The organism is Streptomyces sp. NPDC045968, from assembly GCF_056430475.1.
Genome location: NZ_JBWKLF010000003.1, coordinates 219,161 through 244,263, shown reverse-complemented (window position 1 = coordinate 244,263; position 25,103 = coordinate 219,161). Strand labels below are relative to the sequence as shown.

The following is a 25,103-nucleotide window of genomic DNA, read 5'->3' as shown; positions in this document are numbered from 1 at the left end:
CGTCTTGCGTCTTCTGCCTGCCACCCCCCCCAACCCCCCCCCCCCCCCTTCCCTCCCCCCCCCCCCCCCCCCCCCCCCCGCTTCTGTGCGTACGACAGTGGAGACGGAGTGGGTTACTTCACCGGTTCCGGCTCCGGTGCGTCCACCGCTTCCGGCTCGCCCGCCGGGTCCGCCGGGGTCTTCACGGACTCCAGCAGCAGCTGCGAGACGTCGACCACCTGGATCGACTCCTTGGCCTTGCCGTCGTTCTTCTTGCCGTTGACCGAGTCGGTCAGCATGACGAGGCAGAACGGGCAGGCGGTGGAGACGATGTCCGGGTTGAGGGAGAGGGCCTCGTCGACGCGCTCGTTGTTGATGCGCTTGCCGATCCGCTCCTCCATCCACATCCGGGCACCACCGGCGCCGCAGCAGAAGCCGCGCTCCTTGTGACGGTGCATCTCCTCGTTCCGCAGACCCGGGACGCTCGCGATGATCTCGCGCGGGGGCGTGTAGACCTTGTTGTGACGGCCCAGGTAGCACGGGTCGTGGTACGTGATCAGGCCCTCGACCGGGGTCACCGGGACCAGCTTGCCCTCGTCCACCAGGTGCTGGAGCAGCTGCGTGTGGTGGATGACCTCGTACTCGCCGCCGAGCTGCGGGTACTCGTTGGCGATGGTGTTGAAGCAGTGCGGGCAGGTCGCGACGATCTTCTTCGACGACTTCGGCTTCTTCGTCTCCGGCTCGTCGTCGTCCTCGCCGAACGCCATGTTCAGCATCGCGACGTTCTCCTGGCCGAGCTGCTGGAACAGCGGCTCGTTGCCCAGGCGGCGGGGGGAGTCACCGGTGCACTTCTCGTCGCCGCCCATGATCGCGAACTTGACGCCCGCGATGTGCAGCAGTTCGGCGAAGGCCTTCGTGGTCTTCTTGGCGCGGTCCTCGAGAGCGCCCGCGCAGCCGACCCAGTACAGGTACTCGACCTCGGAGAGGTCCTCGATGTCCTTCCCGACGATCGGGACCTCGAAGTCGACCTCCTTGGTCCACTCGACGCGCTGCTTCTTGGCAAGCCCCCAGGGGTTGCCCTTCTTCTCCAGGTTCTTGAGCATCGTGCCCGCCTCGGACGGGAACGCGGACTCGATCATCACCTGGTAGCGGCGCATGTCGACGATGTGGTCGATGTGCTCGATGTCGACCGGGCACTGCTCCACGCACGCGCCGCAGCTGGTGCAGGACCACAGGACGTCCGGGTCGATGACGCCGTTCTCCTCGGCGGTGCCGATGAGGGGGCGCTCGGCCTCGGCGAGTGCCGAGGCGGGGACGTCCTTGAGTTGCTCGGGCGTGGCCTTCTCGTTGCCCTCCATGTCCTTGCCGCCGCCTGCGAGCAGGTACGGGGCCTTGGCGTGCGCGTGGTCGCGCAGCGACATGATGAGGAGCTTGGGGGAGAGCGGCTTGCCCGTGTTCCACGCGGGGCACTGCGACTGGCAGCGACCGCACTCGGTACAGGTGGAGAAGTCGAGGATGCCCTTCCAGGAGAACTGCTCGACCTGGGAGACGCCGAAGACGTCGTCCTCGCCCGGGTCCTCGAAGTTGATCTCCTTGCCGCCCGAGGTCATGGGCTGGAGCGGGCCGAGCGCGACCGAACCGTTCGCGTTCCGCTTGAACCAGATGTTCGGGAAGCCGAGGAAACGGTGCCAGGCCACACCCATGTTGGTGTTGAGCGAGACCGTGATCATCCAGGTGAAGGACGTGACGATCTTGAGCGCGGCCACGGCGTACGTGATGTGCTGGAGCGTGCTCAGGCTCAGCCCGTCGAAGGCGGCGACCAGCGGGTACGAGGCGAAGAAGCCGGGCTCCCAGCCGTGGACCCCGTGCTGGGCACCCTCCAGACCGCGCAGCGTCATGATGCAGAGGCCGACGATGAGGATGACGGCCTCGACGAAGTACGCCTGGCCGGTCTTGGAGCCGGCGAAGCGGGACTTGCGCCCCGCCCTGCCCGGCCTGCTCAGCTGCCGGATCACGATCAGCGTCACGATGCCGAGGACCGTCATGAGCCCGAGGAACTCGGTGAAGATCTCGTACGGCAGCCAGTCGCCGATGAACGGGATCAGCCAGTCGGCCTGGAAGAGCTGGCCGAACGCGTTGACGATCGTGAGCAGCAGCGAGAAGAAGCCCACCGCCACGAACCAGTGCGCGAAGCCGACGATGCCCCAGCGGTTCATACGGGTGTGGCCGAGGAACTCCTTGGCCAGCGTGATGGTGCGCTGTGTGGGGTCACCCGTGCGGGTGCCCGCGGGCACGGGCTGACCCAGTCGCACGAAGCGGTAGATCTGCGCGATGGCGCGGCCGAAAAGCGCGACGGCCACCACCGTGATGACCAGCGACACGATGATCGCGGCGAGTTGCATTTGGGGGCTCCTCGGGCCTGCGAGGGTTTGGGGTACACCAATGATTATGGATTACTAAGCAGTAACTTAATGAGTCTGTGACGACACTATCCACTTATTCCGCCACGCTGTAGCCGGGCAGGCGGTGATCTGCGTCGCTCAGGTACCCCTTGGTGTCGCGACTCAGTCGTCGCAGGGCCACGCGCATCGGCAGCCGTACGGCTGCCGCCAGGATCGCCAGGTCGAGTCCCATCCAGTGGTGCTCGGCGTAGTGCTGGTCGAGCAGGGCGGGTTCGTCCCAGGGCATCCCGGAGCGTGCCCGCACCTGCGCGAGGCCCGTCAGGCCCGGCCGCAGCTCCTGACGCCAGCGCCTGGCCCCCGGCCCCTCGGTCCTTGGGTCGCCCGCCGCGAGGGGCGCGGGGCCGACGAGGGAGAGCTCTCCCCGTACGACATGGGGCAGCCGGGACAGCAGGTCGAGCCGGCAGCGGCGGGTGCGCAGGGAGCGCAGTTCGAAGACCCGGCCGCCGAGCCCGGTCCGCTGTTCGCGCAGCAATACGCCGCCGGGAGGGCGCCGTACGGCGAGCGCGAGGGCGCCCACGGCGAGCGCCGGTGCGACGAGGGCCAGGAGGGCCGTGCCGAGCGTGAGGTCGAGGAGCCGTTTGGCCGTCAGCCGGTCCGCCGCGTACGCGATGACGCGCGTCGCGGTACGGGCGAGGGCCGCCGCGGTCGCCCTCGCGGCCACCGCCACCGTCGCCGCGGTCCGTGAGGGGGCGTGCGCCCTGGTTCGTACCGCAGTCCGGTTCGCGTTCTGCATCGCACCTGCCCGGGGATCGGTGACGTGCCGGTTTTGACCGGCTCACGGCATTTTGTGACAGAACGATCCCATGGTGCGATGGTGGGTCGGGGTGTGTGGCGCGCGGGAAGGTGCGGGTGTCGCCTCGTGAGGCGCGCGACGCCGTGCCGGGTGCGGCGGCTTCTGGGGGAAATCCGCTGGTGGGACTGGGCGCGAGCACGTTAGTTGAGTCGACTCGGCTCATGTCTGTTGACTCTGGGACGGGTGTCATGCATCCTTGAGTCAGATCCACTCAAGTATTCAGTTGGAGGAATCGAAATGGCACGTGCGGTCGGCATCGACCTGGGCACGACTAACTCCGTCGTGAGCGTTCTGGAAGGCGGCGAGCCCACCGTCATCACCAACGCCGAAGGCGCCAGGACCACGCCGTCCGTCGTCGCCTTCGCGAAGAACGGCGAGGTGCTCGTCGGCGAGGTCGCCAAGCGCCAGGCGGTCACGAACGTCGACAGGACCATCCGCTCCGTCAAGCGCCACATGGGCACTGACTGGAAGATCGACCTGGACGGCAAGAGCTTCAACCCGCAGCAGATGAGCGCCTTCATCCTGCAGAAGCTGAAGCGTGACGCGGAGTCCTACCTCGGCGAGAAGGTGACCGACGCGGTCATCACCGTCCCGGCGTACTTCAACGACTCCGAGCGTCAGGCGACGAAGGAGGCCGGCGAGATCGCGGGCCTGAACGTCCTGCGTATCGTCAACGAGCCGACCGCCGCCGCGCTGGCGTACGGGCTCGACAAGGACGACCAGACGATCCTCGTCTTCGACCTCGGTGGCGGCACCTTCGACGTGTCCCTCCTGGAGATCGGCGACGGCGTCGTCGAGGTGAAGGCCACCAACGGTGACAACCACCTCGGTGGTGACGACTGGGACCAGCGGGTCATGGACTACCTGGTCAAGCAGTTCGCCAACGGCCACGGCGTGGACCTGTCCAAGGACAAGATGGCTCTCCAGCGTCTCCGCGAGGCCGCGGAGAAGGCGAAGATCGAGCTGTCCTCCTCGACGGAGACCACGATCAACCTGCCGTACATCACGGCGTCGGCCGAGGGCCCGCTGCACCTGGACGAGAAGCTCACGCGCGCCCAGTTCCAGCAGCTCACCGCGGACCTCCTGGACCGCTGCAAGAACCCGTTCCACAACGTCATCAAGGACGCGGGCATCCAGCTCTCCGAGATCGACCACGTCGTTCTCGTCGGTGGCTCGACCCGTATGCCGGCCGTCGCCGAGCTCGTCAAGGAGCTCACCGGTGGTCAGGAAGCCAACAAGGGCGTGAACCCGGACGAGGTCGTCGCCATCGGCGCCTCGCTCCAGGCCGGTGTCCTGAAGGGCGAGGTCAAGGACGTTCTGCTCCTCGACGTCACGCCGCTGTCGCTTGGTATCGAAACCAAGGGCGGCATCATGACGAAGCTCATCGAGCGCAACACGACCATCCCGACCAAGCGCTCCGAGATCTTCACGACGGCCGAGGACAACCAGCCGTCCGTGCAGATCCAGGTCTACCAGGGCGAGCGCGAGATCGCGGCGTACAACAAGAAGCTCGGAATGTTCGAGCTCACGGGTCTGCCGCCGGCCCCGCGTGGCGTGCCGCAGATCGAGGTCGCGTTCGACATCGACGCCAACGGCATCATGCACGTCGCCGCCAAGGACCTCGGCACCGGCAAGGAGCAGAAGATGACCGTCACCGGTGGCTCCTCGCTGCCGAAGGACGAGGTCAACCGGATGCGCGAAGAGGCCGAGCAGTACGCGGACGAGGACCACCGCCGTCGCGAGGCCGCCGAGTCCCGTAACCAGGGCGAGCAGCTCGTCTACCAGACGGAGAAGTTCCTCAAGGACAACGAGGACAAGGTTCCGGCCGACGTCAAGACGGAGGTCGAGGAGTCCCTCACCGAGCTGAAGGAAAAGCTCAAGGGCGAGGACACCGCCGAGATCCGTACGGCCACCGAGAAGGTCGCGGCCGTCTCCCAGAAGCTGGGCCAGGCGATGTACGCCAACGCCCAGGCCGATGGTGCGACGCCGGGTGCGGACGCGTCGGACGCCGGTCAGGCCCAGGCCGACGGTGACGACGTCGTCGACGCCGAGATCGTGGACGACGAGAAGGACACCAAGGGCGGTGCGGTGTGACCGAGGAGACTCCGGGCTTCGAGGAGAAGCCTGACGTCCCCTCCGACACCACCCCTGACGGAGCTGAGCCGAAGGACGCCACCCCCTCTCCGGAGGAGGAGGCGTCCCCGGCCGGGGACTCAGTACAGACAGTCGGTCTGACAGCACAGCTGGACCAGGTCCGCACCGCGCTCAGCGAGCGCACGGGCGACCTCCAGCGGCTCCAGGCCGAGTACCAGAACTACCGCCGCCGCGTCGAGCGGGACCGGGTCACGGTCAAGGAGATCGCAGTCGCGGGTCTCCTGTCCGAGCTCCTGCCCGTGCTCGACGACGTCGGCCGCGCGCGGGAACACGGCGAGCTGACCGGTGGCTTCAAGTCGGTGGCCGAGTCTCTTGAGACGGTCGCCGCGAAGATGGGCCTCCAGCAGTTCGGCAAGGAGGGCGAGCCCTTCGACCCGACGATCCACGAGGCCCTGATGCACTCGTACGCGCCGGACGTCACCGAGACGACCTGCGTGGCGATCCTGCAGCCGGGGTATCGCATCGGCGAGCGCACCATCCGCCCCGCGCGGGTGGCCGTGGCCGAGCCGCAGCCCGGCGCCACGCCGGCGACGGCGAAGGAAGAGAAGACAGACGACGAGGAGAGCGGTGGCACGGAGGAGGTCTGACATTCAGTCCGACCACCTCGGTGCACACCGACCGGCCAGGAGCCCGGCCTCATGGCCGGCTCCTCGGCCGATCGTCCGGAAGGAGGGACGTCGATGAGCACGAAGGACTTCGTCGAGAAGGACTACTACAAGGTTCTCGGCGTCCCCAAGGACGCCACCGACGCCGAGGTCAAGAAGGCGTACCGGAAGCTCGCCCGCGAGTTCCACCCGGACGCCAACAAGGGTGACGCCAAGGCGGAGGAGCGCTTCAAGGAGATCTCCGAGGCGAACGACATCCTCGGCGACAGCAAGAAGCGCAAGGAGTACGACGAAGCCCGCGCGCTCTTCGGCAACGGAGGCTTCCGGGCCGGTCCCGGTGGCGCGGGGGGCAACTTCAACTTCGACCTGGGCGACCTCTTCGGAGGCGCCCCGGGCGGCGGCCAGGCCGGCGGCGCCGGCGGGTTCGGTGGCGGCGGTCTGGGAGACGTCTTCGGCGGCCTCTTCAACCGCGGCGGCGCGGGCACCCGTGTGCAGCCCCGGCGCGGGCAGGACATCGAGTCCGAGGTGACGCTCAGCTTCACCGAGGCGGTCGACGGGGCCACGGTCCCGCTGCGGATGTCCAGCCAGGCACCCTGCAAGGCGTGTTCGGGCACCGGCGACAAGAACGGCACCCCGAGGGTCTGTCCGACCTGCGTCGGCACCGGACAGGTGTCGCGCGGCAGCGGCGGCGGCTTCTCGCTCACCGATCCCTGCGTGGACTGCAAGGGCCGGGGCCTCATCGCCCAGGACCCCTGCGAGGTCTGCAAGGGCAGCGGACGGGCGAAGTCGGCGCGCACCATGCAGGTCAGGATTCCGGCGGGCGTGCTGGACGGCCAGCGCATCCGGCTGCGCGGCAAGGGCAGCCCGGGCGAACGCGGCGGACCGGCCGGCGATCTGTACGTCGTCGTCCACGTCGACGCCCACCCCGTCTTCGGCCGCAAGGGCGACAACCTCACGGTCACCGTGCCGATCGCCTTCACGGAGGCGGCGCTCGGCGGCGAGGTGAAGGTCCCGACGCTCGGCGGCCCCCCGGTCACCCTGAAGCTTCCGGCCGGCACCCCCAACGGGCGTACGATGCGCGCCCGCGGCAAGGGCGCGGTCCGCAAGGACGGCACCCGCGGCGACCTCCTGGTCACCGTGGAGGTCGCGGTCCCCAAGGACCTCGCACCCGAGGCCCAGGACGCGCTGGAGGCCTACCGGAAGGCGACCGCGGAGGAGGATCCGCGGGCGGAGCTGTTCCAGGCTGCGAAGGGAGCTTGAGATGGACGGCCGTCGACGTAATCCGTACCAGCTGACCGACGAATCACCGGTGTACGTGATCTCGATCGCGGCCCAGCTCTCGGGCCTGCACCCGCAGACGCTGCGCCAGTACGACCGCCTCGGCCTGGTCTCCCCGGACCGTACCGCCGGACGCGGCAGGCGCTACTCCGCCCGCGACATCGAACTGCTGCGCACCGTCCAGCAGTTGTCGCAGGACGAGGGCATCAACCTGGCCGGCATCAAGCGCATCATCGAGCTGGAGAACCAGGTCGCCGCGCTCCAGCAGCGGGTCGCCGAGCTCTCCGCCGCGGTCGACGGGGCGGCGGTGGCCCTGCAGCAGCGCGAGGCCCAGGTGCACGCCTCGTACCGCCGCGATCTGGTCCCGTACCAGGACGTGCAGCAGGCGAGCGCGCTGGTGGTGTGGCGGCCGAAGCCGAAGAGGGCTACGGACTAGGTCCTGGCCGCATCCGTCGCAACGCACGAGAGGCCCGTGGTGCCCGACCGATGGCGGGGACCACGGGCCTCTTTCGCGTGCAGGGTCACTTGCCCGAGCCCTGCCACAGGGTGAGTGCCAGCGCCGCGCACGAGATCACCGCGGCCAGGGACGACAGGGGCCAGCGGGTGCGCTCCAGTGCGTCGAGACGCTCCTCGTGCTCGTCCAGTGCCTTGTCACTCTGGTCGACACGTTGCAGCAGAAGCGCCAAGTCGCCCCGGGTGGTGGCGAATCCGACGTCGACGGAGCGGTGCAGGCGTTCCAGTTCCCGGGCGATGCCATCGGCCTCGGACTGCGTCATCGCGGACCTCCTCAGATCCGCGGGACGTGCAGCCGGTCCCAGCTGGCACGTCCCGGGACGCCGTCCGCCGCGCTTCCGCTGTAGCCCAGCTCCTGCCCAGCGGTGACCTTTATTCTGGAGAGTGGCTGCGTGGTGCTGGTGGCGCCTCGTTGCAGGGCGGACAAGCCGGAAGACGACTGGCTCACCGTGCGTCTGAGACCGCTCAGCCCCGAGCTCACCTGCTGGATGGCCTGCTTCAGATTCATGTGAACTCCTGGTTCAGATGCCGCCCAGGGCATCGATCACCGACGACCCGTGTTCCGTCGCCGGACCGAATCTCTGACATCTTGATCACCGCCGTACGGGAAGGGCCGGTCAGATCCCTGCGAGCGCCTGGCTGAGTTTGTTGATGGAGTCGCGCGTGGAGGTGAAATTCTGATTGCGGGCGCTCGCCGTCGGCTTGCTGCTCTCTCCAGCGGCACGTAGCCGTGCTTGTAGTCCCGCAATGTCCCTGTGCGCGCGTTCCGCTGAGTTCTGGGCCAGATTGATGCGTCTGTTGAGGCTGCCGGCCCTGGACCTGCGGTAGAAAGCCTTGTCGGCGTACGGCCGAATCTTTGCCAGCTCTCTTTCTATCTTTTCCTGTTCCTTCATATTGTCTTCGTATTTCTGGATGGTCTTCTGTCCTGCGACCCGGCGCCACCATTTGTCGCCTTCCTTGGTCCACGGAAAGGCGTAGAGGGTGTTCCCGAGCCAGGAGACCCCCTTCTCGTCCACCTTGAAAAGGGTGAAGTCCGCTTTGACCAGGGTGAGTCCGGTGGAGAGCCCCGCCAGGGCGACCTTCATGTAGTCGACCGTGTGGTTCAGGGTGGCGATCTTCATGACGAGGTGGCTCGCCTCGTCCTTTCGGAAATAGAGACGCAGGGTCTCGCGCGCCGAGCGGGAGAAGACGTCCATGTCCAATGTGTGCGGTGAATCCGGCCCAGATGTGCTGGCTCCGGCCATGAGGTTTCACTCCTTGTGTGTGAGTTCCACGCATCGCCCCATTGATTTCCGTGACGCCTGGTGACACACTTCATCCGAATCCGGATGGTGAGGGCGGGGCCCATGAATGTGATGGTCGGCATAGCGGCATTTAGGGAATTATCCTTCTGCTCGTCACTCATGAAGGAAGCCGCGAAGTTCGCCGTGGAATTCTCTGAGAGACACTTCGACGTGCCTCAGGGTTTGTGGATTTTCACCGAGAAGCCAGTGGAAATTTCTCCCCCGGGGCCCGGGGAGCTGAATGCCTGGGCCGATGAGTGGATGACTCTTGGGTCCGGCACGGAAGCAGCGCGAGGTGAGAAGAGATCAAACGGGCTCGCGCGGCTGAAATCCCAGGGGCGCCTCTTCAGGGGCGGCAGTGCTCTCGCACCCGCTCTGGACGAGATCATCCAGTCCTCTGCGGGGCTTGCCGGCCACACGGTCGCCATCCTGCTGCTCAACGGCCCCCCGGCTGACGGCGCCGCCTTCGTGAGGACGATGAAGAAGGCGTCCAGGTATCCCGTCTTCTGGGTGTTCATCGGAACCAAGTGGGGCGAGGTGTGTCCTCTCGGTGTGGTGGACACGCTCGGTGAACGGCCCGGCGATCCGGAGAACTTCGTCGTTCTCAAGACGGACAACTGGTCCGAGTTGACGAGGTGGGCGACCACCCGGCGCATTCGCCGTGCGGTGGGGCGTTGGCAGAAGCGGACGCCCACGGGCTGAGCGAGGGAGCCTCCCCTGCAGCACCGCGCGCCGGCGGGACGAGAGCCGGCCGCGGTGCCAGTCGAGCATGGCGCTGGTGACGCGAACGTCCGCGACCTGATGCCGCACCGCCCACGCGGCCGGCCGGCGAGGGGCCGGGGCGATGAAGGGTGAGTGGGCGTCCACCAGCGGAAACGGACCCCTCACGCGCGAAGGGCGAGCCTCCGTCACGAGGCCGAGGCCGAGGACGACGATGCGCCGGTCTCCCGGGGCGTGGAGCCCGTGGTTTCGACCAGGCCCGACTGGACGAGCAGGGCGCCGAGGTGGGTGCGGCTCGACGCGTCGAGGGCCAGCATGAGCTTGGCGATGTGGGCGCGGCAGGTACGGACGCTGATGCCCAGCTTGCGGGCCACGACGTCGTCGACGTGTCCTTCGACGAGGAGGCGGGCGATGCTGCGCTGGACGGCGGTGATGGGGGTGCCGGGGGCGGCTGTGGGCAGCTGTTCGGCGAAGGGGGTGGCCTGTGCCCAGAGCATTTCGTAGACCTGCGTCAGGTAGCGGACTAACGCGGGGTTGCGTATCTCCAGGGCGACCTTGCGGTCGGGTGTGGCAGGGATGAACGCCACCTGGCGGTCGAAGATGAGCAGTCGGTCGACCGTCTGTTCCGTGGTGCGCACCTTCAGCCGGTCGGCCGGCACCTGCTCCAGGTAGTCCCTGAGGGCGGTGCTGTAGCGGGCCGGGTGCTGGTAGATGTGCCGGAGCCGGGCCCCGCGGTCGATGACGGTCTGGGCGTTGGCCAGCGCCTGCGGAATCAGCTCGGCCGGCCGCCTGCTGCCCGGCTGGGCGGTCAGGACTTCCTCCCTGGCAGCGGCGGTCGCCTCGTTGAGGGCCGCCTGGATCACGCCCTTTCCCTCGAGAACGGTGATCGCGAGACTGAGGTCCTCGCTGGCGACGGCGACCAGAGGGGCCAGCGACTTGCTCAGAGCGGCGGTGAGCTGGACGCGCTCCTCGATTTCCCGGGTGATGGGCTGGAGAAGGTGAGCCAGGCCGGTGGACGGTGGAACGGGCCGCATCCAGGCGTCATCCCTTGGGTCGGGATGGAGGAGGGCCATCTCGACGAGGCAGGGGGCGGGGCCGAGTTCGGCACGGGCGATGCGTCCATTGCGGAGTGCGATCTCGTACAGCCGGATCGCCGGGGCACACAGTTCCCTGGTCCCGTGTGGATGGACTGAATGCGCCCCATCCCTCTGCATTTGTGGCCCCTCACTTTTTGCAGTGCAACAAGATGACGGTGGTGGAAGCGAAGCTTCCGGGGGAGTGTTGAGAAGTCGGGGGAGCCGGGAACTTCCCTGATGGAACAGGGTGCGGCCGTGCTCTCCCCCGTTGCGCGGTCGCGCCTTCCGGCTCCGGGGTGGGGATGCCGACGGGCGCCGGACGGTCAGGAGTCCTGCTCCAGGATTCCTGACCGGGCGATGAGGTAGCCGAGCTGGGCACGGCTGTTGCTGCCGAGGGCGGCCGCGAGCTTGGCTACGTGGGCGCGGCAGGTGCGGACGTTCATGCCGAGTCGGCGGGCGATGGAATCGTCGACATGGCCCTCGATGAGGAGCTGGGCGATGGACCGCTGAACGCCACTGATGCCCAGGGGGGCCGGGTCGTACTTGACCTCTTCGCGCAGGGGCGCGGCCCGGGTCCAGAGTTGCTCGAATACGTTGACGAGGTACTCGACCAGCCCGGGGTGACGCAGTTCCAGAGCGACTTGGCGGTCGTCCTGGGCGGGAATGAAGGCGACCGTCCGGTCGAAGACGATCAGGCGGTCTATCAGTTCTTCGAGCGTCCGTATCTCCACATGGTGGCCGGCCATGCGTTCGGCGTAGGCGAGGGTGCTCGGGCTGTGGCGCACCGTGTGCTGGTAGAGGGTGCGCATGCTGACGCCGCGGTGGACCACGGACAGGCCACGTTCGAGTGATCTACTGAGACGATCCTCGTTCCTTCCGCCTCCGGGTTGGACGGTGAGGACCTCGGTACGGCACTCTGCGGTGGCGAGGTCGAGGGCGGCGTTGATCCGGTTGACGCCCTCGAGCACGGTGATGGCGTGGGTGGTCGGCGGCCCTTGCGCGCTGATGTCCATGAATGGCTCGAAGGATTCGGTCAGTTCGACCGAATGCCTTCGGCGCTCCTGGATCTCGCGCTCTATGGGGTGCAAATGCTGCGCGAGTACGGCGGACGGCGGGACGGGACGCAACCAGGAGGCGTCGTCGGGGTCCGGGTGCAGCAGGGCGAACTCCATCAGGCACGGAGCCGGTTCCACCTCGGTGCGGGCGATACGTCCGACGCGCAGTGCGCTGGCGTAAAGGCGCCCTCCGGCCTCACATAGTTCGGTGATCCCGTGAGGATGTGTCGGCTTTGTGTGACTTGTGATCATATCTCCACCCCCCAGGTTCCTGAACATGCAAGAACATGATGCATCGACTCAGTGGTGTTCGCGTGCTCAGGTGAGACATCGTCTTAGGTGCGGGGGAGAAGAATCCACAAGTGAGGACGAAGCCGACTATGTACAAGCGAATGCTTCGCTCGGCGCTTGCCGCCTCGTTCGTTGCGGCCCTTGGCCTCGGCCTGTCGGCCGGCGGCGACATCGGCTGGAGCAGTGAGGCGGAAGCTGCCCAGGGCGATATCGGTTGGACCGCTCCGGCCCCTGCTCAGGGGGACATCGGTTGGACCTCTCCGGCCCCCGCTCAGGGGGACATCGGTTGGACCGCCGCCCCGGCCGGCGCGACCGCATGACCACCCCGCCGGACGACCGCACCTTCCGGCGCGAGATGGCCACGGCCTACCGCTCCGGGTGGCACTTCATCGATCTGCTCACGGCACTCCCCCGTCGTGGCGACTCGTTGATGGTCACCCTGTTCGGTGAACCGGTAGTCGTCGTGATGGAAGAGGGCGAGGACGTCCGCGCCTATCGCTGCCTTCGTCGGCCCCGCGGGGCCCCGCAACCGGTCCGCTGTGCCGTGAGGTACGGCATGATCTTCGTCAACCTCGATCAGCGGGACCATGAGCTGTTCGAATCTGAAGCCATCTCCGCCACCCCCCGCAGTGCCTGAGCGACCCCCGTCGTTCCATATCGCTCAGGCGCTTCCCCCACACAGCGGCGCCATCGTGACCTGAACACGATGGCGCCGTTGTGCTGCCCCGGCCAGGTTCAGACCCGGCCGAGCGCCCGGTCCAGGGCGATCTCGATGACGACCCGGTCGGGGTTCTGCCGCGGCGTCCGTTCGTACCGCTCCGCGTAGCGGCGTACCGCGTCGTCGACGAGCTCCTGCTCCGTGCGGATCGTCGCCACGCCCTCCAGCGTCGCCCAGCGCGCCTTGTGCATCTGGCAGACCGCGACCCGTGCCTCTCCCGGCGCCGCGGCCAGGACATGCGCGACCTTGCGGCTGTTCTTGCTGGTGATGACACGTGCGAGCCCGGCCCCGGGGTCGTACGTCACACCGACGGGCACCACGTGCGGGGTGCCGTCCGGGCGGAGCGTCGTCAGCGTGCACACGTGGCGCTCGCGCCAGAAGGCGAGGTACTCGGGGCTGGGGTTGCGTACATCGTGCATGGTCCAAGCCTAGGCAGCCGGGGTGCCGTGGTGCGGTGGCGGGGGCGTACGGCGGGCGGTTCACTCGACAACGAGCCCGAGCGAAGGCACGGCAGTGGTCCCGTTTTCGCATTGAGCGGAGTACGCTCAACTTTGTGCACGTTGACCGTGTCAGTGTCAACGACATACCGCCAACGCACGGAGGAGAGAGCGCACGTGGACGCCGAGCTGACCAACAAGAGCCGGGACGCCCTCAACGCGGCCACCAGCCGGGCCGTGAAGGACGGGCACCCCGATCTGACTCCCGGGCACCTGCTGCTGGCGCTGCTCGCGGGCGAGGACAACGAGAACATCACCGATCTGCTGGCCGCCGTCGACGCCGACCAGGTGGCCGTACGCGCCGAGACCGAGCGCCTTCTCGGGGCGCAGCCCAGCGTGACCGGCTCCACCGTCGCGCCCCCGCAGCCCAACCGTGAGCTCCTCGCCGTCATCGCCGACGCCGCGCAGCGCGCGAAGGAGCTCGGGGACGACTACCTCTCCACCGAGCACCTGCTGATCGGCATCGCGGCGAAGGGCGGCCGCGCCGGTGAGATCCTCACTCAGCAGGGTGCCAGTGCGAAGAAGCTGCTGGACGCGTTCGAGAAGAGCAGGGGAGGGCGACGGGTGACCACACCCGACCCGGAGGGTCAGTACAAGGCCCTGGAGAAGTTCGGTACGGATTTCACGGCCGCCGCCAGGGAAGGCAAGCTCGACCCCGTCATCGGCCGGGACCAGGAGATCCGCCGAGTCGTCCAGGTGCTGTCGCGGCGTACGAAGAACAACCCCGTGCTCATCGGTGAGCCCGGCGTCGGCAAGACGGCCGTCGTCGAAGGGCTCGCCCAGCGCATCGTCAAGGGCGACGTTCCCGAAAGCCTCAAGAACAAGCGGCTCGTCTCGCTCGATCTCGGCGCGATGGTCGCGGGCGCCAAGTACCGCGGCGAGTTCGAGGAGCGCCTGAAGACCGTCCTCTCCGAGATCAAGGAGAGCGACGGCCAGATCATCACCTTCATCGACGAACTCCACACCGTGGTCGGCGCCGGCGCCGGCGGGGACTCCGCCATGGACGCGGGCAACATGCTCAAGCCGATGCTGGCCCGCGGTGAACTGCGTATGGTCGGCGCGACCACCCTCGACGAGTACCGCGAGCGGATCGAGAAGGACCCCGCCCTGGAGCGCCGCTTCCAGCAGGTCCTGGTCGCCGAGCCCTCCGTCGAGGACACCATCGCGATCCTGCGTGGTCTCAAGGGGCGGTACGAGGCGCACCACAAGGTCTCCATCGCGGACTCCGCGCTGGTCGCCGCCGCGACCCTGTCCGACCGCTACATCACCTCCCGCTTCCTCCCCGACAAGGCCATCGACCTGGTCGACGAGGCGGCCTCCCGGCTCCGCATGGAGATCGACTCCTCGCCTCTCGAGATCGATGAACTCCAGCGGGCCGTCGACCGTCTGCGGATGGAGGAGCTGGCTCTCAAGAACGAGACCGACCCCGCGTCCAAGCAGCGCCTGGAGAAGCTCCGCCGCGATCTCGCCGACAAGGAGGAGGAGCTGCGCGGCCTCACCGCCCGCTGGGAGAAGGAGAAGGAAGGCCTCAACCGCGTCGGTGAGCTGAAGGAACGCCTCGACGACCTGCGCGGCCAGGCCGAGCGCGCCCAGCGCGACGGGGACTTCGACACCGCGTCCAAGCTGCTCTACGGGGAGATCCCGGGCCTGGAACGGGAGCTGGCCGAGGCGGCGGAGGCCGAACAGGAGGCCGCCAAGGACACCATGGTCAAGGACGAGGTCGGCCCCGACGACATCGCGGACGTCGTCGGAGCCTGGACCGGCATTCCCGCCGGGCGGCTCCTGGAGGGCGAGACGCAGAAGCTGCTGCGCATGGAGGAGGAGCTCGGCAAGCGGCTGATCGGGCAGACCCAGGCCGTGCAGGCGGTGTCGGACGCGGTACGCCGTACGCGGGCCGGAATCGCCGACCCGGACCGCCCCACCGGATCGTTCCTCTTCCTCGGGCCGACCGGCGTGGGCAAGACGGAGCTGGCCAAGGCGCTCGCGGACTTCCTGTTCGACGACGAGCGGGCCATGATCCGCATCGACATGAGCGAGTACAGCGAGAAGCACAGCGTCGCGCGCCTCGTCGGTGCCCCTCCGGGGTACGTCGGCTACGAGGAGGGCGGCCAGCTCACGGAGGCGGTCCGCCGCCGCCCGTACAGCGTGGTCCTGCTGGACGAGGTCGAGAAGGCCCACCCCGAGGTCTTCGACATCCTGCTCCAGGTCCTCGACGACGGCCGGCTCACCGACGGACAGGGCCGTACGGTGGATTTCCGCAACACGATCCTGATCCTGACGTCCAACCTCGGCAGCCAGTTCCTGGTCGACCCGCTGACCAAGCCCGAGGTGAAGGAGCAGCAGGTCCTGGAGGTCGTACGCGCCTCGTTCAAGCCCGAGTTCCTCAACCGGCTCGACGACCTCGTGGTCTTCTCCGCGCTGTCGGGCGACGAGCTCTCGCACATCGCCGGACTCCAGATCGGCCGCCTGGCCAAGCGCCTCGCCGACCGCAGGCTCACCCTCGACGTCACCCCGGAGGCCCTGGCCTGGCTGGCGGAGGAGGGCAACGATCCGGCCTACGGGGCGCGGCCGCTGCGCCGCCTCATCCAGACGGCGATCGGTGACCGGCTGGCGAAGGAGATCCTCGCGGGCGAGATCACGGACGGCGACACGGTACGCGTGGACCGGGTCGGGGACGGGCTGATCGTGGGACCCGCCGCGGCTGGAAAGGCCCTCTAGATCTCCTGGGCCTGAATGTTCGCGACCGTCCCCGGCCGAAAGACCTTGTGTCCGGCCGGGGACATGTCGTGCCGGTGCTTTCCCCGAATTGCAGAAGAATCGCTGATCATGGCCGGAACGAGAAATGGATCGTGCTCATCGGTTCGTTGATCACCATCGATATTGAGCCGAATATGCCGCTCGGATCTTCTGCCCGGCCGGCCTTGTCGATGGTCGGGTCGCGGCGTCCGCGGTAGCCCGTGGATCGCCATATCCCCTTCTGGGGCGGCCCGCAGCCACGACGTGTCGAGTGGCGGGCCGCGGCCCGGAATATCGGTTACTGCTCAATATCAGGACACTCCGGGACGTCCTTCGTTACCGGACCCCAAGAGTGAACAAGTGGGGAATTCAACAACCGGTAGGGTGCCACGCATGACCGACCGGATACGTGATGAGATAAATCCGCAGCCGGAGGGCGGCAGACGCGAGAATCTCATTCACCTCAGTGAATTTCGTGCGCTCTGGGCCGCCTATGCGCAGTCCGTTCTGGGCGACCAGCTGGCACGTGTGGCGCTGTCGTTGCTGGTCTTCGATCGAACCGGCTCACCCGGATGGACAGCGGCGACCTACGCCCTGACGACGTTGCCCGCCCTGTTCTCCGGGGTGCTCCTGTCCGGGCTCGCGGACCGCTTTCCCCGGCGTACGGTCATGATCGGCTGCGACTTGGTGCGGGCCGTGCTGGTCGGCCTGATGGCGCTGCCCGGTACGCCGCTGCCGCTGCTGGCCGGACTGCTGGTGGTGGCGCAGCTGGCGGAGGCGCCCTTCGGTGCGGCGCAGGGTGCCCTGCTGCCGACCGTGCTCGGCGAGCGGATGTACGAGCGGGGCCAGCGGGTCATGCTGATCACGCACCAGGCCGGGCAGCTGGTCGGGTTCGCCGCCGGGGGCGTGCTGGTCGTGTGGCTGGGCACCCACCTCTCCCTGGGGCTGAACGCGGTGTCGTTCCTGCTGTCGGCGGCCCTGATCCGGTTCGGAGTGAAGGACCGCCCCGCGACGAGCGCCGCTGGGGGCACGCTGCGGCTCGGCGCCCAGGTCGGGAGCGCGGCGGCTCTGATCTGGTCGGACCGCAGGCTGCGGACACTGGTCGCGCTCGGGTGGCTCGCCGGGTTCGTCGTCCTGCCGGAGGGACTGGCCGCGCCGTTCGCGGACGAGGTGGGCGGGGGCGACGCCTCGGTCGGGCTCCTGCTCGCCGCGCATCCGGCGGGAATGGTGCTGGGGACCCTACTGCTGGGGCGGCAGCGGGTCGGGGACGAGTGGCGCAGGCGCCTGCTCGGACCGCTGGCCGTCGCCGCGAACGTGCCGTTGCTCGTCTACTGGCTCGGCCCCGGCGTAGGGGCCGCCGTGTTCCTGCTGATGGTGTCGGGAGTGTGCTCCGCCTACCAGATCACCGCGGGGGCCACCTTCGTGCTCCTGACCCCGGCCGGCCAGCGCGGCCAGGCGCTCGGGCTGGCCAGGTCGGGGCTGATCGCGATGCAGGGGATCGGTGTCGCCGGTGGCGGCCTGGCGGCGGAGCTGTCCGGGTCCTCGGCGGACACGATCGGCGCTTCCGGGCTTCTCGGAGTGCTGTGCGCGATTCCGGTCGCCGTCGCCTGGTCGAGGGTACGGACAGCGGACGCGGGCATGATTCCGCTCAGGGCGCAGGGCCAATGACCGTCATTCGCGGTTAGGGTCGAAGGCAAAGTCAGGCAACCACGTGCGATCCACAGGAGTAACCGGCGATGTCTATCGACCCGTCCTCGATTCCCAACTTCGGGGGGCAGCCCGACCCGCAGGCGGCAGGACCCGCCGGCCCCGTCGTCCCTGACCAGGACCTCGTCAAGCAGCTGCTCGAGCAGATGGAGCTGAAGTTCGTCGTCGACGACGAGGGCGACCTCGCCGCGCCGTGGGAGGAATTCCGCACGTACTTCATGTTCCGTGGCGAGGACGAGCAGCAGGTCTTCTCGGTCCGTACGTTCTACGACCGCCCCCACGCCCTCGACCAGCGTCCCGTCCTGCTGGACGCGATCGACGACTGGAACCGCCGCACCCTGTGGCCGAAGGTCTACACGCATGCCCACGAGGGTGAAGAGGGCGCCGCGGCTTCCGTCCGGCTGATCGGTGAGGCGCAGATGCTCATCGGTACGGGCGTCAGCCTGGAGCACTTCGTCTCCTCGACGGTCAGCTGGGTGCGGGCCTCGATCGAGTTCGACAAGTGGCTCGTGGAGCGCCTGGGCCTGGAGTCGGCCGAGGCGAAGCCCGACGACACCGAGTCGCCGGAAGCCTGATCCGGATACACCGGTACGCGAGCCCGGCCCGGGGCGTGGTCATGACGATGGCCTTCGCCCCGGGCCGGGTTTTCTGACGCGCCGTGGTTTCTCAGCCGGTCAGGGTCTTCAGACGGGTCACCGCCTCGGACAGCACCTCGGTGCGCTTGCAGAACGCGAACCGCACGAAGGGCGCGCCCTGGTCCCGGTGGTCGTAGAAGACGGCGTTCGGGATGGCGACGACCCCGCAGCGTTCGGGCAGGGCGCGGCAGAACGCGAAACCGTCGCCCCCGCCGCCGAGAGGGCGGATATCGGGGGTGACGAAGTACGTCCCGGCCGGCCGGTGGACCCCGAAGCCCGCGTCGGCGAGTCCGTCGCTCAGCAGATCGCGCTTGGCGCGGAGGTCGGCGCGCAGCGCGTCGAAGTAGGTGTCGGGCAGACGCAGGGCGTCGGCGACGGCGTACTGGAGCGGGCCTGCGGAGACGTACGTCAGGAACTGCTTCGCCGCGCGGACCGCGGCGACCAGCTCCGGGCTCGCGGTGATCCAGCCGACCTTCCACCCGGTGAACGAGAATGTCTTCCCCGCGCTGCTGATGCTCACCGTGCGCTCGCGCATACCGGGGAAGCCGGCGAGCGGCAGGTGTTCGCCCTCGAAGACCAGGTGCTCGTAGACCTCGTCGGTGACGACGAGCAGGTCGCGTTCGCAGGCGAGCGCGGCGACCGCGGTCAGCTCCTCACGGGTGAGGACGGTGCCCGTGGGGTTGTGCGGGGTGTTGAGAAGGATGAGGCGGGTGCGAGGGGTGACGGCCGCGCGGAGTTCGTCGAGGTCGAGCCGGTAGGCGCCGTCGTGGGGGCGCAGGGTGACGGGGACGCGGGTACCGCCCGCCATGGCGATGCAGGCGGCGTACGAGTCGTAGTACGGCTCCAGGGCGATGACCTCGTCGCCGGGCTCCAGCAGGGCCAGCAGGGCGGCCGCGATGGCCTCGGTGGCGCCCGCGGTGACCAGGACCTCGGTGTCGGGGTCGTACGTCAGTCCGTGGAAGCGCTGCTGGTGCTCCGTGATCGCGGTACGCAGTTCCGGGATGCCGGGGCCGGGCGGGTACTGGTTGCCGCGCCCGGCGCGCAGGGCGCGGACCGCGGACTCCCGGATCTCTTCGGGGCCGTCGGTGTCGGGGAAGCCCTGGCCGAGATTGATCGAGCCGGTCCGCGCGGCCAGCGCGGACATCTCCGCGAAGATGGTCGTACCGAACTCGGTGAGCCGGCGGTTGAGCAGCGGTCGTCCCTGTGTCATGGCCGCCATCCTGTGCCGAAGCTCTGTAGTTGCTCAAGTCTGCTTTGGCTCCGCGAGGCGGAGGGCATCCCCCTGACACACAGGAAGCGGGGGACCTCGCTTCGGGGGACGGAAGGGCGTGAGGTCGGTGGGGATTTTCGCAGGGGTACTGGTCGGCATCGTCGTGGTGGCGGCCGTGATCGCCGGGCTCACCGGTGGGCGCGGCCGGCGCAGGCCGGTGCCCGGGGGGTCGGTCAAACGGCGCCGCAGGGCCGCCGGAAGCTCGTACGCGAGCGGTGGGGGCGGTTCGTCGTGCGGGAGCAGCTCCTCGTGCGGGAGCGGCAGTTCCTCGTGCGGGAGCAGCGGATCGTCGTGCGGGGGCGGTTGTGGCGGAGGCAGCTGACACCGGGCAGCCGGTCCGACGACGGGCGCTGCGCATGTGAGGTGTCCGGTGGGTGAACTCCCGCCGGACACCTTTTCGTTGAGCCACGCGGAGAGTTTCGGTTGAACAGTTGAACCGGGCTGCCCCCTGGGGGATGGAAACCACGTCAAGTTGGGCAAAAACGCTGTGAGTGCGGCGTACTTCGTGATTCCCTCCTTGTAGAGAACATTCAGCCCTCGGACCCCAGTTGGACCTGATCGGGCGTTCCCTCCCCCACGCGCACCTCCAGGGGGCGCCCCCTGTCCATGTGTCCATGTGTGTTTGCGGAGCCGAACCATGCTCACGACCCTTCATACGGCCTACTCCGACACCCGTGCCGCAGACCTGGCCTGGGCGCTCGGACGGGAGCCGCTGCCCGCCCTCGCCGTCCTCGACCTCCGGTTCGAGGAGGTCAAGGTGCAGTTGAGGCTGCTCGGCGCTTCCCACCAGGTCCTCCTGGAGGAGGACCGCGGCACTTGTTCGGAGACCGTTGCCTGTATCCCCGGAAGCAGTACCCCGTTGCCCCTCGGTGTCGCCAAGCGGTTCGGCGACTGGGAGTACGAATTCGCGGCGCGCGTCGAGACGCTGACCGAAGGCGCGTTCGCCGGACGCGCACAGGAACTGCTCGCGCTCGTCGCCGACCATCCGCACGGACTTGCCGGGACGTTTCCCGGCAGTCCGCACGCCTTCACCGCCCTCCTCGCGCAGCGGACCGACGGCCAGGTGCGGTGGCGGACCTGGCACGCGTACCCGCAGGAGGGGCAGTTGGTGGTGACGCGCACCCGGGTGGGGGTGAGGGTGCCGGCCCCGGTGCTCTGACCCGCGGCCGGTGCCCTGCCCCGCGGGGCAGGAGTGCGTCCGTGCGTGGATGCCTCACTTACACCCGTGTGGGTGACAGGTGGCGACTGTTCCGTAACGTAGCGTTCGTTTCATGATCGACCAGCAGGTGCCGCTGCGAGGGGGCCCGGCGCGGCTTCCCGTACGGCCCAGGACCGGACGGTTCCTCGTGCTGGCCGCTGTCTTCATCTGCGCCGCCTGCGGTCTCGTGTACGAGCTGGAGCTGGTCGCGCTCGCCTCGTATCTGATCGGCGACTCGGTCACGCAGGCGTCCGTCGTGCTCTCCGTGATGGTGTTCGCGATGGGTATCGGCTCGCTCCTCGCGAAACGTTTGCGCAGCCGTGCGGCGGTCGGCTTCGGGCTCATCGAGGCGGCCCTCGCGCTCGTCGGCGGTTCGTCGGCGCTCGTGCTGTACGCGTCGTTCGCCTGGCTCGGTGAGTCGCGGTACGCCCTGGTCGCGTTCTCGCTGACGATCGGCGTGCTGATCGGTGCGGAGATCCCCCTGCTGATGACGCTGATCCAGCGGGTCGACCGGCAGGACGCGGGCGGGGCGGTCGCCGACCTCTTCGCCGCCGACTACGTGGGGGCGCTGGTCGGCGGGCTCGCCTTCCCGTTCCTGCTGCTGCCGATGCTGGGACAGCTCACCGGAGCGCTGTTCACGGGCGCGGTCAACGCGGCGGCCGGCGGGGCACTGGTGCTGTGGCTGTTCCGGCGGGACCTGAGCTCCCGGTCGCGGTGGCTGCTGGTCCTGGCCAATGTCACGGTGATCGCGCTGCTGGCCACGGCCACGGTGCTCGTCGACGACTTCGAGCGGGCGGCCCGGCGCGCGGTCTACGGGGACCGGGTGCGGGTCGCCGTGCAGACCGGGGTGCAGGAGGTCGTCCTCACCGGTGAGGGGCGGGAGTCCCTGGACCTCTACCTGGACGGGCGGCTGCGGGTCAGTGCCCGCGACGAGCACCGCTACCACGAGGCGCTGGTGCACCCGGCGATGCGCGGGCCGCACGCGCGGGTGCTGATCCTGGGAGGCGGTGACGGCCTGGCCGCCCGCGAGGTGCTGCGCTACCCGGGTGTGCGGGCCGTCACGGTCGTCGAACTCGACCCGGCCGTCACCCGACTGGCCCGAACGGACCCCGCGCTCTCCGAGCTGAACGGTCACGTGTACCGGGACCCGCGGCTCAGGACGGTCGGCGAGGACGCGTTCAGCTGGCTGCGGGCTGTGCGGGGCTTCTACGACGTCGTCGTATCGGATCTGCCGGACCCCGGAATCACGGCGAGCACCAAGCTGTACTCGGCGGAGTTCTACGGGCTGGTCGCGGAGTCCCTCGCGCCGGGCGGGCGGCTGGTGGTGCACGCGGGACCCGTGGCGGTCCGGCCCCGGTCGTTCTGGACGGTGGAGGCGTCCGTGCGGGCGGGCGGCCTGTCGACGCGCCCGTACCGCGTCACCGGCAGGATCTCCGGATTCGCGGCCGGCCCGGACCGGGTCACGGAGCAGACGCGGGAGCCGCGCGACTGGGGCTTCGTCCTGGCCGCGCGGCGGACCGCGCCGCCCCTCGCGCTGGACGCGGGGGCCCCGGAACTGCGGTCGCTGGGGGAGCGGGAGCTGCGGGGCGCGGGCGTGGCCGCGGAGCGCGTACGGGTACGGGGGCAGGCGCCGTCGACGCTGGTGCATCCGCGGTACTGGGAGGAACCGTGACGGCGGCGTGCGGGGGCGCCGGGCGCGGAAGCTCTGACATGCGGAAGGGGGGAAGCGCTGACGTGGTGGCCGGGTCTGAGTAGGCTCGGTTTCCATGGAGCATGAGGTGTTCGTTCCGGTTCCGGTCCTGTCTCTGCGGCGGACGCTGGGCGATGCTGCCCGGGTCGCGCGCTGTGTGCCGGGATTCCAACAGGACGCCGACGCGTCGGCGGGCCCGCTGTCGGGCCGTCTGAAGATCAGGGTCGGCGGCCACGCGATCACCTACCGGGGTGTGCTGAAGCTCGCCGGCCGGGACGGTGACACCTTCGCCGTGGCCGGGGAGGGCGTGGAGGCCCGGGGCACGGGCTCGGCGAAGCTGGCCCTGACCCTCACCCTCACGGAGACCGACGGCGGCACGACGATCGAGTACGCGGGTACGGCGGGCGGCGACGGCCGCATCGCGGACCTGGAGGACGCGGCGGCTCTGGCGGCCGCCCACCGCTTGCTGGACCGCTTCACGCAGCAACTGGTGACGGAGTCGCTCGCGGCGTCGCCGGGGCGGGGCGCGGGCGGCTCCGAGGACGCCGGCACGTCCGGCGAGACCTCCGCGCCCGAGGTGTCCACGGGGCCGGGTGGCTCCGCCCGCGACGAGGCGTCCGTGCCGACCCACGAGGCCGTCGGCGACGACGTGTCCGTGCCGACGGACGAGGCCGCTTCCGACGATGTGCCGTGCGAGGACCCCGCGTCGCCCGGGAAGGGGTCCGTGTTCGACGCTCCGGTGCCGCCGCCCTCGCTCGACCCTCTGGCGGAAGTGGAGTTCACCGTGCCCGACGGGCCTCCGGCCGAGGCCGCGCACGCCAGGCGCACCATGATCGGGCGCAGCACGGAGGAGGTCGACCACGCGCCGCCGCGCGGCCGGTACGCGCCCGTGCCCTCGCCCGATGCGGACGGCGCCGCGACGACCCTGCGGTGGATCGCCCCCGCCGCCGCCCTCGCGCTCGCCTCCGCGGTGGTCGTGGGCCGTGCGCTGCGGCGGCGGAGGTAGCGACGCCAGTAGTGTCGTGGGGTGAGCAGAGCTGCGAAGAACGTCCGGCTGACCGTCGGCGACGCCGAGTTGACCGTTGACCCCACCCATGGCTGCCGGATCAGCAGCCTGCGGATCGGTGGCACCGAACTGCTGCGCCAGGGGGAGAGGTACGGCTGCTTCCCGATGGTGCCGTGGTGCGGGCGCACCGAGAACGGGCAGTTCCGCAGTGGCGGCGAACTGCACAGCCTGCCGCTGAACTCCCCGCCGCACGCCATCCACGGCACCGGGCGCGACACGTCCTGGCACACCGCCCGGGAGACCGGGACCGAAGCGGCCTTCTACTACGACCTGGCCGAACCGTGGCCCTACCCGGGCCGGGTCACACAGACCTTCGAACTCGCCGAGGACTCCCTGACGCTCCGGATGGGCGTCGAGGCGCACGTGGACTCGTTCCCGGCGCAGGCCGGCTGGCACCCGTGGTTCCTCCGCACCATCGGCGGCCAGGACGTGCGGCTCGACTTCGACGCCGCATGGCAGGAGGAGCGCGGTGAGAACCACCTGCCCACCGGCCGGCGGATCGACCCCCTGCCCGGCCCGTGGGACGACTGTTTCGGGATGCCCGACGGCGTCGACGTGAAGCTCACCTGGCCGGAGCAGCTGGAGCTGACGGTGAAGAGCCGGGACGAGTGGGTCGTCGTCTACGACGAGCAGGACGAGGCGGTGTGTGTCGAGCCGCAGTCCGGGCCGCCGAACGGGCTGAACACCGCGCCCCGGCTGGTCACCCCGATCGAGCCGCTGGAGATCGCGACGACCTGGAGCTGGGTGCGGCTCTGACCGGCGACGGCAGCGCTTACCCTCGTTGACATGACTGACGTACGCGCTGAGCTGCTCCAGCAGATCAAGGACAAGGCCGTGGTGCACGGCAAGGTGACCCTCTCCTCGGGGCTGGAAGCCGACTGGTACATCGACCTGCGCCGGATCACGCTGGACGGCAAGGCCGCGCCGATGGTCGGCCAGGTGATGCTCGACGCCACCGCCGATCTGGACTACGACTGCGTCGGCGGTCTGACGCTGGGCGCCGACCCGGTGGCCACGTCGATGCTGCACGCCTCCGCGGCGCGCGGGCGGAGCCTGGACGCCTTCGTCGTCCGCAAGGCGCAGAAGGCGCACGGTATGCAGCGCCGGATCGAGGGCACGGACGTGAAGGGCCGCCGCTGCCTCGTCGTCGAGGACACCTCGACGACGGGCGGTTCGCCGCTGACCGCCGTGGAGGCGGTGCGCGAGGCCGGGGGCGAGGTCGTCGCGGTCGCCGTGATCGTGGAGCGGGGGGCCGCTCCCGCCGTCGCGGAGGCCGGGCTGCCGTACGTCCACGTGTACTCCGTGGCGGACCTCGACCTGGCCTGACCTGCGGATTCGAACAAGGGCGGGCTGTTTCACGTGAAACGGCCCGCCCTT

At 69.1% G+C, this 25,103-nt stretch carries 23 protein-coding genes; 14 read left to right on the top strand and 9 right to left on the bottom strand.

Annotated features, from left to right (window positions below):
- Nucleotides 1-113 precede the first annotated feature (113 nt).
- Both AC07FA_RS10535 and AC07FA_RS10530 read right to left on the bottom strand, forming a co-directional pair.
- Nucleotides 114-2,381 carry a (Fe-S)-binding protein gene (locus AC07FA_RS10535; protein ID WP_479074549.1) on the bottom strand — a complete coding sequence of 756 codons (2,268 nt, stop codon included), beginning with the start codon at nucleotides 2,379-2,381 and terminating at the stop codon, nucleotides 114-116.
- 94 nt (nucleotides 2,382-2,475) lie between these two features.
- Nucleotides 2,476-3,174: a sugar transferase gene (locus AC07FA_RS10530; protein ID WP_479074548.1), complete on the bottom strand. Its 699-nt coding sequence runs from the start codon at nucleotides 3,172-3,174 to the stop codon at nucleotides 2,476-2,478.
- Between the two features lie 297 nt (nucleotides 3,175-3,471).
- Between AC07FA_RS10530 and dnaK the strand changes: the two genes are divergently transcribed.
- From dnaK to AC07FA_RS10510, 4 genes are all read left to right on the top strand, one after another.
- On the top strand, nucleotides 3,472-5,328 hold the full coding sequence (dnaK, locus tag AC07FA_RS10525; protein WP_479074547.1) for a molecular chaperone DnaK: 1,857 nt from the start codon (nucleotides 3,472-3,474) through the stop codon (nucleotides 5,326-5,328).
- Complete coding sequence (gene grpE, locus AC07FA_RS10520; RefSeq protein ID WP_479074546.1) at nucleotides 5,325-5,975, top strand: nucleotide exchange factor GrpE; 651 nt, start codon at nucleotides 5,325-5,327, stop codon at nucleotides 5,973-5,975. Before dnaK ends, grpE begins: the two co-directional genes overlap by 4 nt.
- Before the next feature lie 93 nt (nucleotides 5,976-6,068).
- Nucleotides 6,069-7,253, top strand: coding sequence for a molecular chaperone DnaJ (gene dnaJ / locus AC07FA_RS10515; RefSeq protein WP_479074544.1), 1,185 nt, complete (start codon nucleotides 6,069-6,071; stop codon nucleotides 7,251-7,253).
- A gap of 1 nt (nucleotide 7,254) precedes the next feature.
- Nucleotides 7,255-7,707, top strand: coding sequence for a heat shock protein transcriptional repressor HspR (locus tag AC07FA_RS10510; protein ID WP_479074543.1), 453 nt, complete (start codon nucleotides 7,255-7,257; stop codon nucleotides 7,705-7,707).
- Nucleotides 7,708-7,792: 85 nt separating this feature from the next.
- Here AC07FA_RS10510 and AC07FA_RS10505 read toward each other — a convergent pair whose 3' ends face one another.
- From AC07FA_RS10505 to AC07FA_RS10495, 3 genes are all read right to left on the bottom strand, one after another.
- On the bottom strand, nucleotides 7,793-8,047 hold the full coding sequence (locus AC07FA_RS10505) for a hypothetical protein (RefSeq protein ID WP_479074541.1): 255 nt from the start codon (nucleotides 8,045-8,047) through the stop codon (nucleotides 7,793-7,795).
- An 11-nt stretch (nucleotides 8,048-8,058) separates the two neighbouring features.
- On the bottom strand, nucleotides 8,059-8,292 hold the full coding sequence (locus tag AC07FA_RS10500) for a hypothetical protein (protein ID WP_479074539.1): 234 nt from the start codon (nucleotides 8,290-8,292) through the stop codon (nucleotides 8,059-8,061).
- A 109-nt stretch (nucleotides 8,293-8,401) separates the two neighbouring features.
- Nucleotides 8,402-9,028, bottom strand: a complete 627-nt coding sequence (locus AC07FA_RS10495) for a hypothetical protein (RefSeq protein ID WP_479074537.1) — start codon at nucleotides 9,026-9,028, stop codon at nucleotides 8,402-8,404.
- Nucleotides 9,029-9,130: 102 nt separating this feature from the next.
- On the opposite strand from AC07FA_RS10495, the gene AC07FA_RS10490 reads away from it, so the two are divergent.
- A complete protein-coding gene (locus AC07FA_RS10490) occupies nucleotides 9,131-9,769 on the top strand; it encodes a vWA domain-containing protein (RefSeq protein ID WP_479074535.1) in 639 nt (212 codons plus the stop codon).
- Between the two features lie 206 nt (nucleotides 9,770-9,975).
- Here the strand turns inward: AC07FA_RS10490 and AC07FA_RS10485 are convergent, their stop codons facing one another.
- A complete protein-coding gene (locus tag AC07FA_RS10485; RefSeq protein ID WP_479074534.1) occupies nucleotides 9,976-11,001 on the bottom strand; it encodes a LuxR C-terminal-related transcriptional regulator in 1,026 nt (341 codons plus the stop codon).
- A 185-nt stretch (nucleotides 11,002-11,186) separates the two neighbouring features.
- A complete protein-coding gene (locus AC07FA_RS10480; RefSeq protein WP_479074532.1) occupies nucleotides 11,187-12,197 on the bottom strand; it encodes a helix-turn-helix transcriptional regulator in 1,011 nt (336 codons plus the stop codon).
- A gap of 328 nt (nucleotides 12,198-12,525) precedes the next feature.
- On the opposite strand from AC07FA_RS10480, the gene AC07FA_RS10475 reads away from it, so the two are divergent.
- Nucleotides 12,526-12,846, top strand: a complete 321-nt coding sequence (locus AC07FA_RS10475; RefSeq protein ID WP_383791722.1) for a (2Fe-2S)-binding protein — start codon at nucleotides 12,526-12,528, stop codon at nucleotides 12,844-12,846.
- Between the two features lie 98 nt (nucleotides 12,847-12,944).
- Here the strand turns inward: AC07FA_RS10475 and AC07FA_RS10470 are convergent, their stop codons facing one another.
- Entirely contained in the window at nucleotides 12,945-13,346 is a 402-nt protein-coding gene (locus AC07FA_RS10470; protein WP_479074531.1) for a pyridoxamine 5'-phosphate oxidase family protein, read from the bottom strand.
- Nucleotides 13,347-13,541: 195 nt separating this feature from the next.
- Between AC07FA_RS10470 and clpB the strand changes: the two genes are divergently transcribed.
- The 3 genes from clpB to AC07FA_RS10455 all read left to right on the top strand — a co-directional run bounded on the left by clpB (nucleotide 13,542) and on the right by AC07FA_RS10455 (nucleotide 18,442).
- Complete coding sequence (gene clpB, locus AC07FA_RS10465) at nucleotides 13,542-16,142, top strand: ATP-dependent chaperone ClpB (protein ID WP_479074529.1); 2,601 nt, start codon at nucleotides 13,542-13,544, stop codon at nucleotides 16,140-16,142.
- A gap of 411 nt (nucleotides 16,143-16,553) precedes the next feature.
- Complete coding sequence (locus AC07FA_RS10460) at nucleotides 16,554-17,828, top strand: MFS transporter (RefSeq protein ID WP_479074528.1); 1,275 nt, start codon at nucleotides 16,554-16,556, stop codon at nucleotides 17,826-17,828.
- Between the two features lie 68 nt (nucleotides 17,829-17,896).
- Nucleotides 17,897-18,442: a type III secretion system chaperone family protein gene (locus tag AC07FA_RS10455; protein WP_479074527.1), complete on the top strand. Its 546-nt coding sequence runs from the start codon at nucleotides 17,897-17,899 to the stop codon at nucleotides 18,440-18,442.
- 91 nt (nucleotides 18,443-18,533) lie between these two features.
- Here AC07FA_RS10455 and AC07FA_RS10450 read toward each other — a convergent pair whose 3' ends face one another.
- The gene (locus AC07FA_RS10450; RefSeq protein WP_479074526.1) at nucleotides 18,534-19,712 is read right to left on the bottom strand and encodes a pyridoxal phosphate-dependent aminotransferase; all 1,179 of its coding nucleotides are present in this window, start codon (nucleotides 19,710-19,712) and stop codon (nucleotides 18,534-18,536) included.
- 697 nt (nucleotides 19,713-20,409) lie between these two features.
- On the opposite strand from AC07FA_RS10450, the gene AC07FA_RS10445 reads away from it, so the two are divergent.
- The 5 genes from AC07FA_RS10445 (at nucleotide 20,410) to pyrE (ending at nucleotide 25,052) form a co-directional block, all read left to right on the top strand.
- Nucleotides 20,410-20,931: a DUF2617 family protein gene (locus tag AC07FA_RS10445; RefSeq protein WP_479074525.1), complete on the top strand. Its 522-nt coding sequence runs from the start codon at nucleotides 20,410-20,412 to the stop codon at nucleotides 20,929-20,931.
- Between the two features lie 112 nt (nucleotides 20,932-21,043).
- Nucleotides 21,044-22,642: a polyamine aminopropyltransferase gene (locus tag AC07FA_RS10440; protein ID WP_479074524.1), complete on the top strand. Its 1,599-nt coding sequence runs from the start codon at nucleotides 21,044-21,046 to the stop codon at nucleotides 22,640-22,642.
- A gap of 94 nt (nucleotides 22,643-22,736) precedes the next feature.
- The gene (locus tag AC07FA_RS10435; protein WP_479074522.1) at nucleotides 22,737-23,666 is read left to right on the top strand and encodes an SRPBCC domain-containing protein; all 930 of its coding nucleotides are present in this window, start codon (nucleotides 22,737-22,739) and stop codon (nucleotides 23,664-23,666) included.
- A gap of 21 nt (nucleotides 23,667-23,687) precedes the next feature.
- Nucleotides 23,688-24,482: an aldose epimerase family protein gene (locus tag AC07FA_RS10430; RefSeq protein WP_479074521.1), complete on the top strand. Its 795-nt coding sequence runs from the start codon at nucleotides 23,688-23,690 to the stop codon at nucleotides 24,480-24,482.
- Nucleotides 24,483-24,512: 30 nt separating this feature from the next.
- Nucleotides 24,513-25,052, top strand: coding sequence for an orotate phosphoribosyltransferase (gene pyrE, locus AC07FA_RS10425; RefSeq protein ID WP_479074519.1), 540 nt, complete (start codon nucleotides 24,513-24,515; stop codon nucleotides 25,050-25,052).
- The last annotated feature ends 51 nt before the right edge of the window (nucleotides 25,053-25,103 follow it).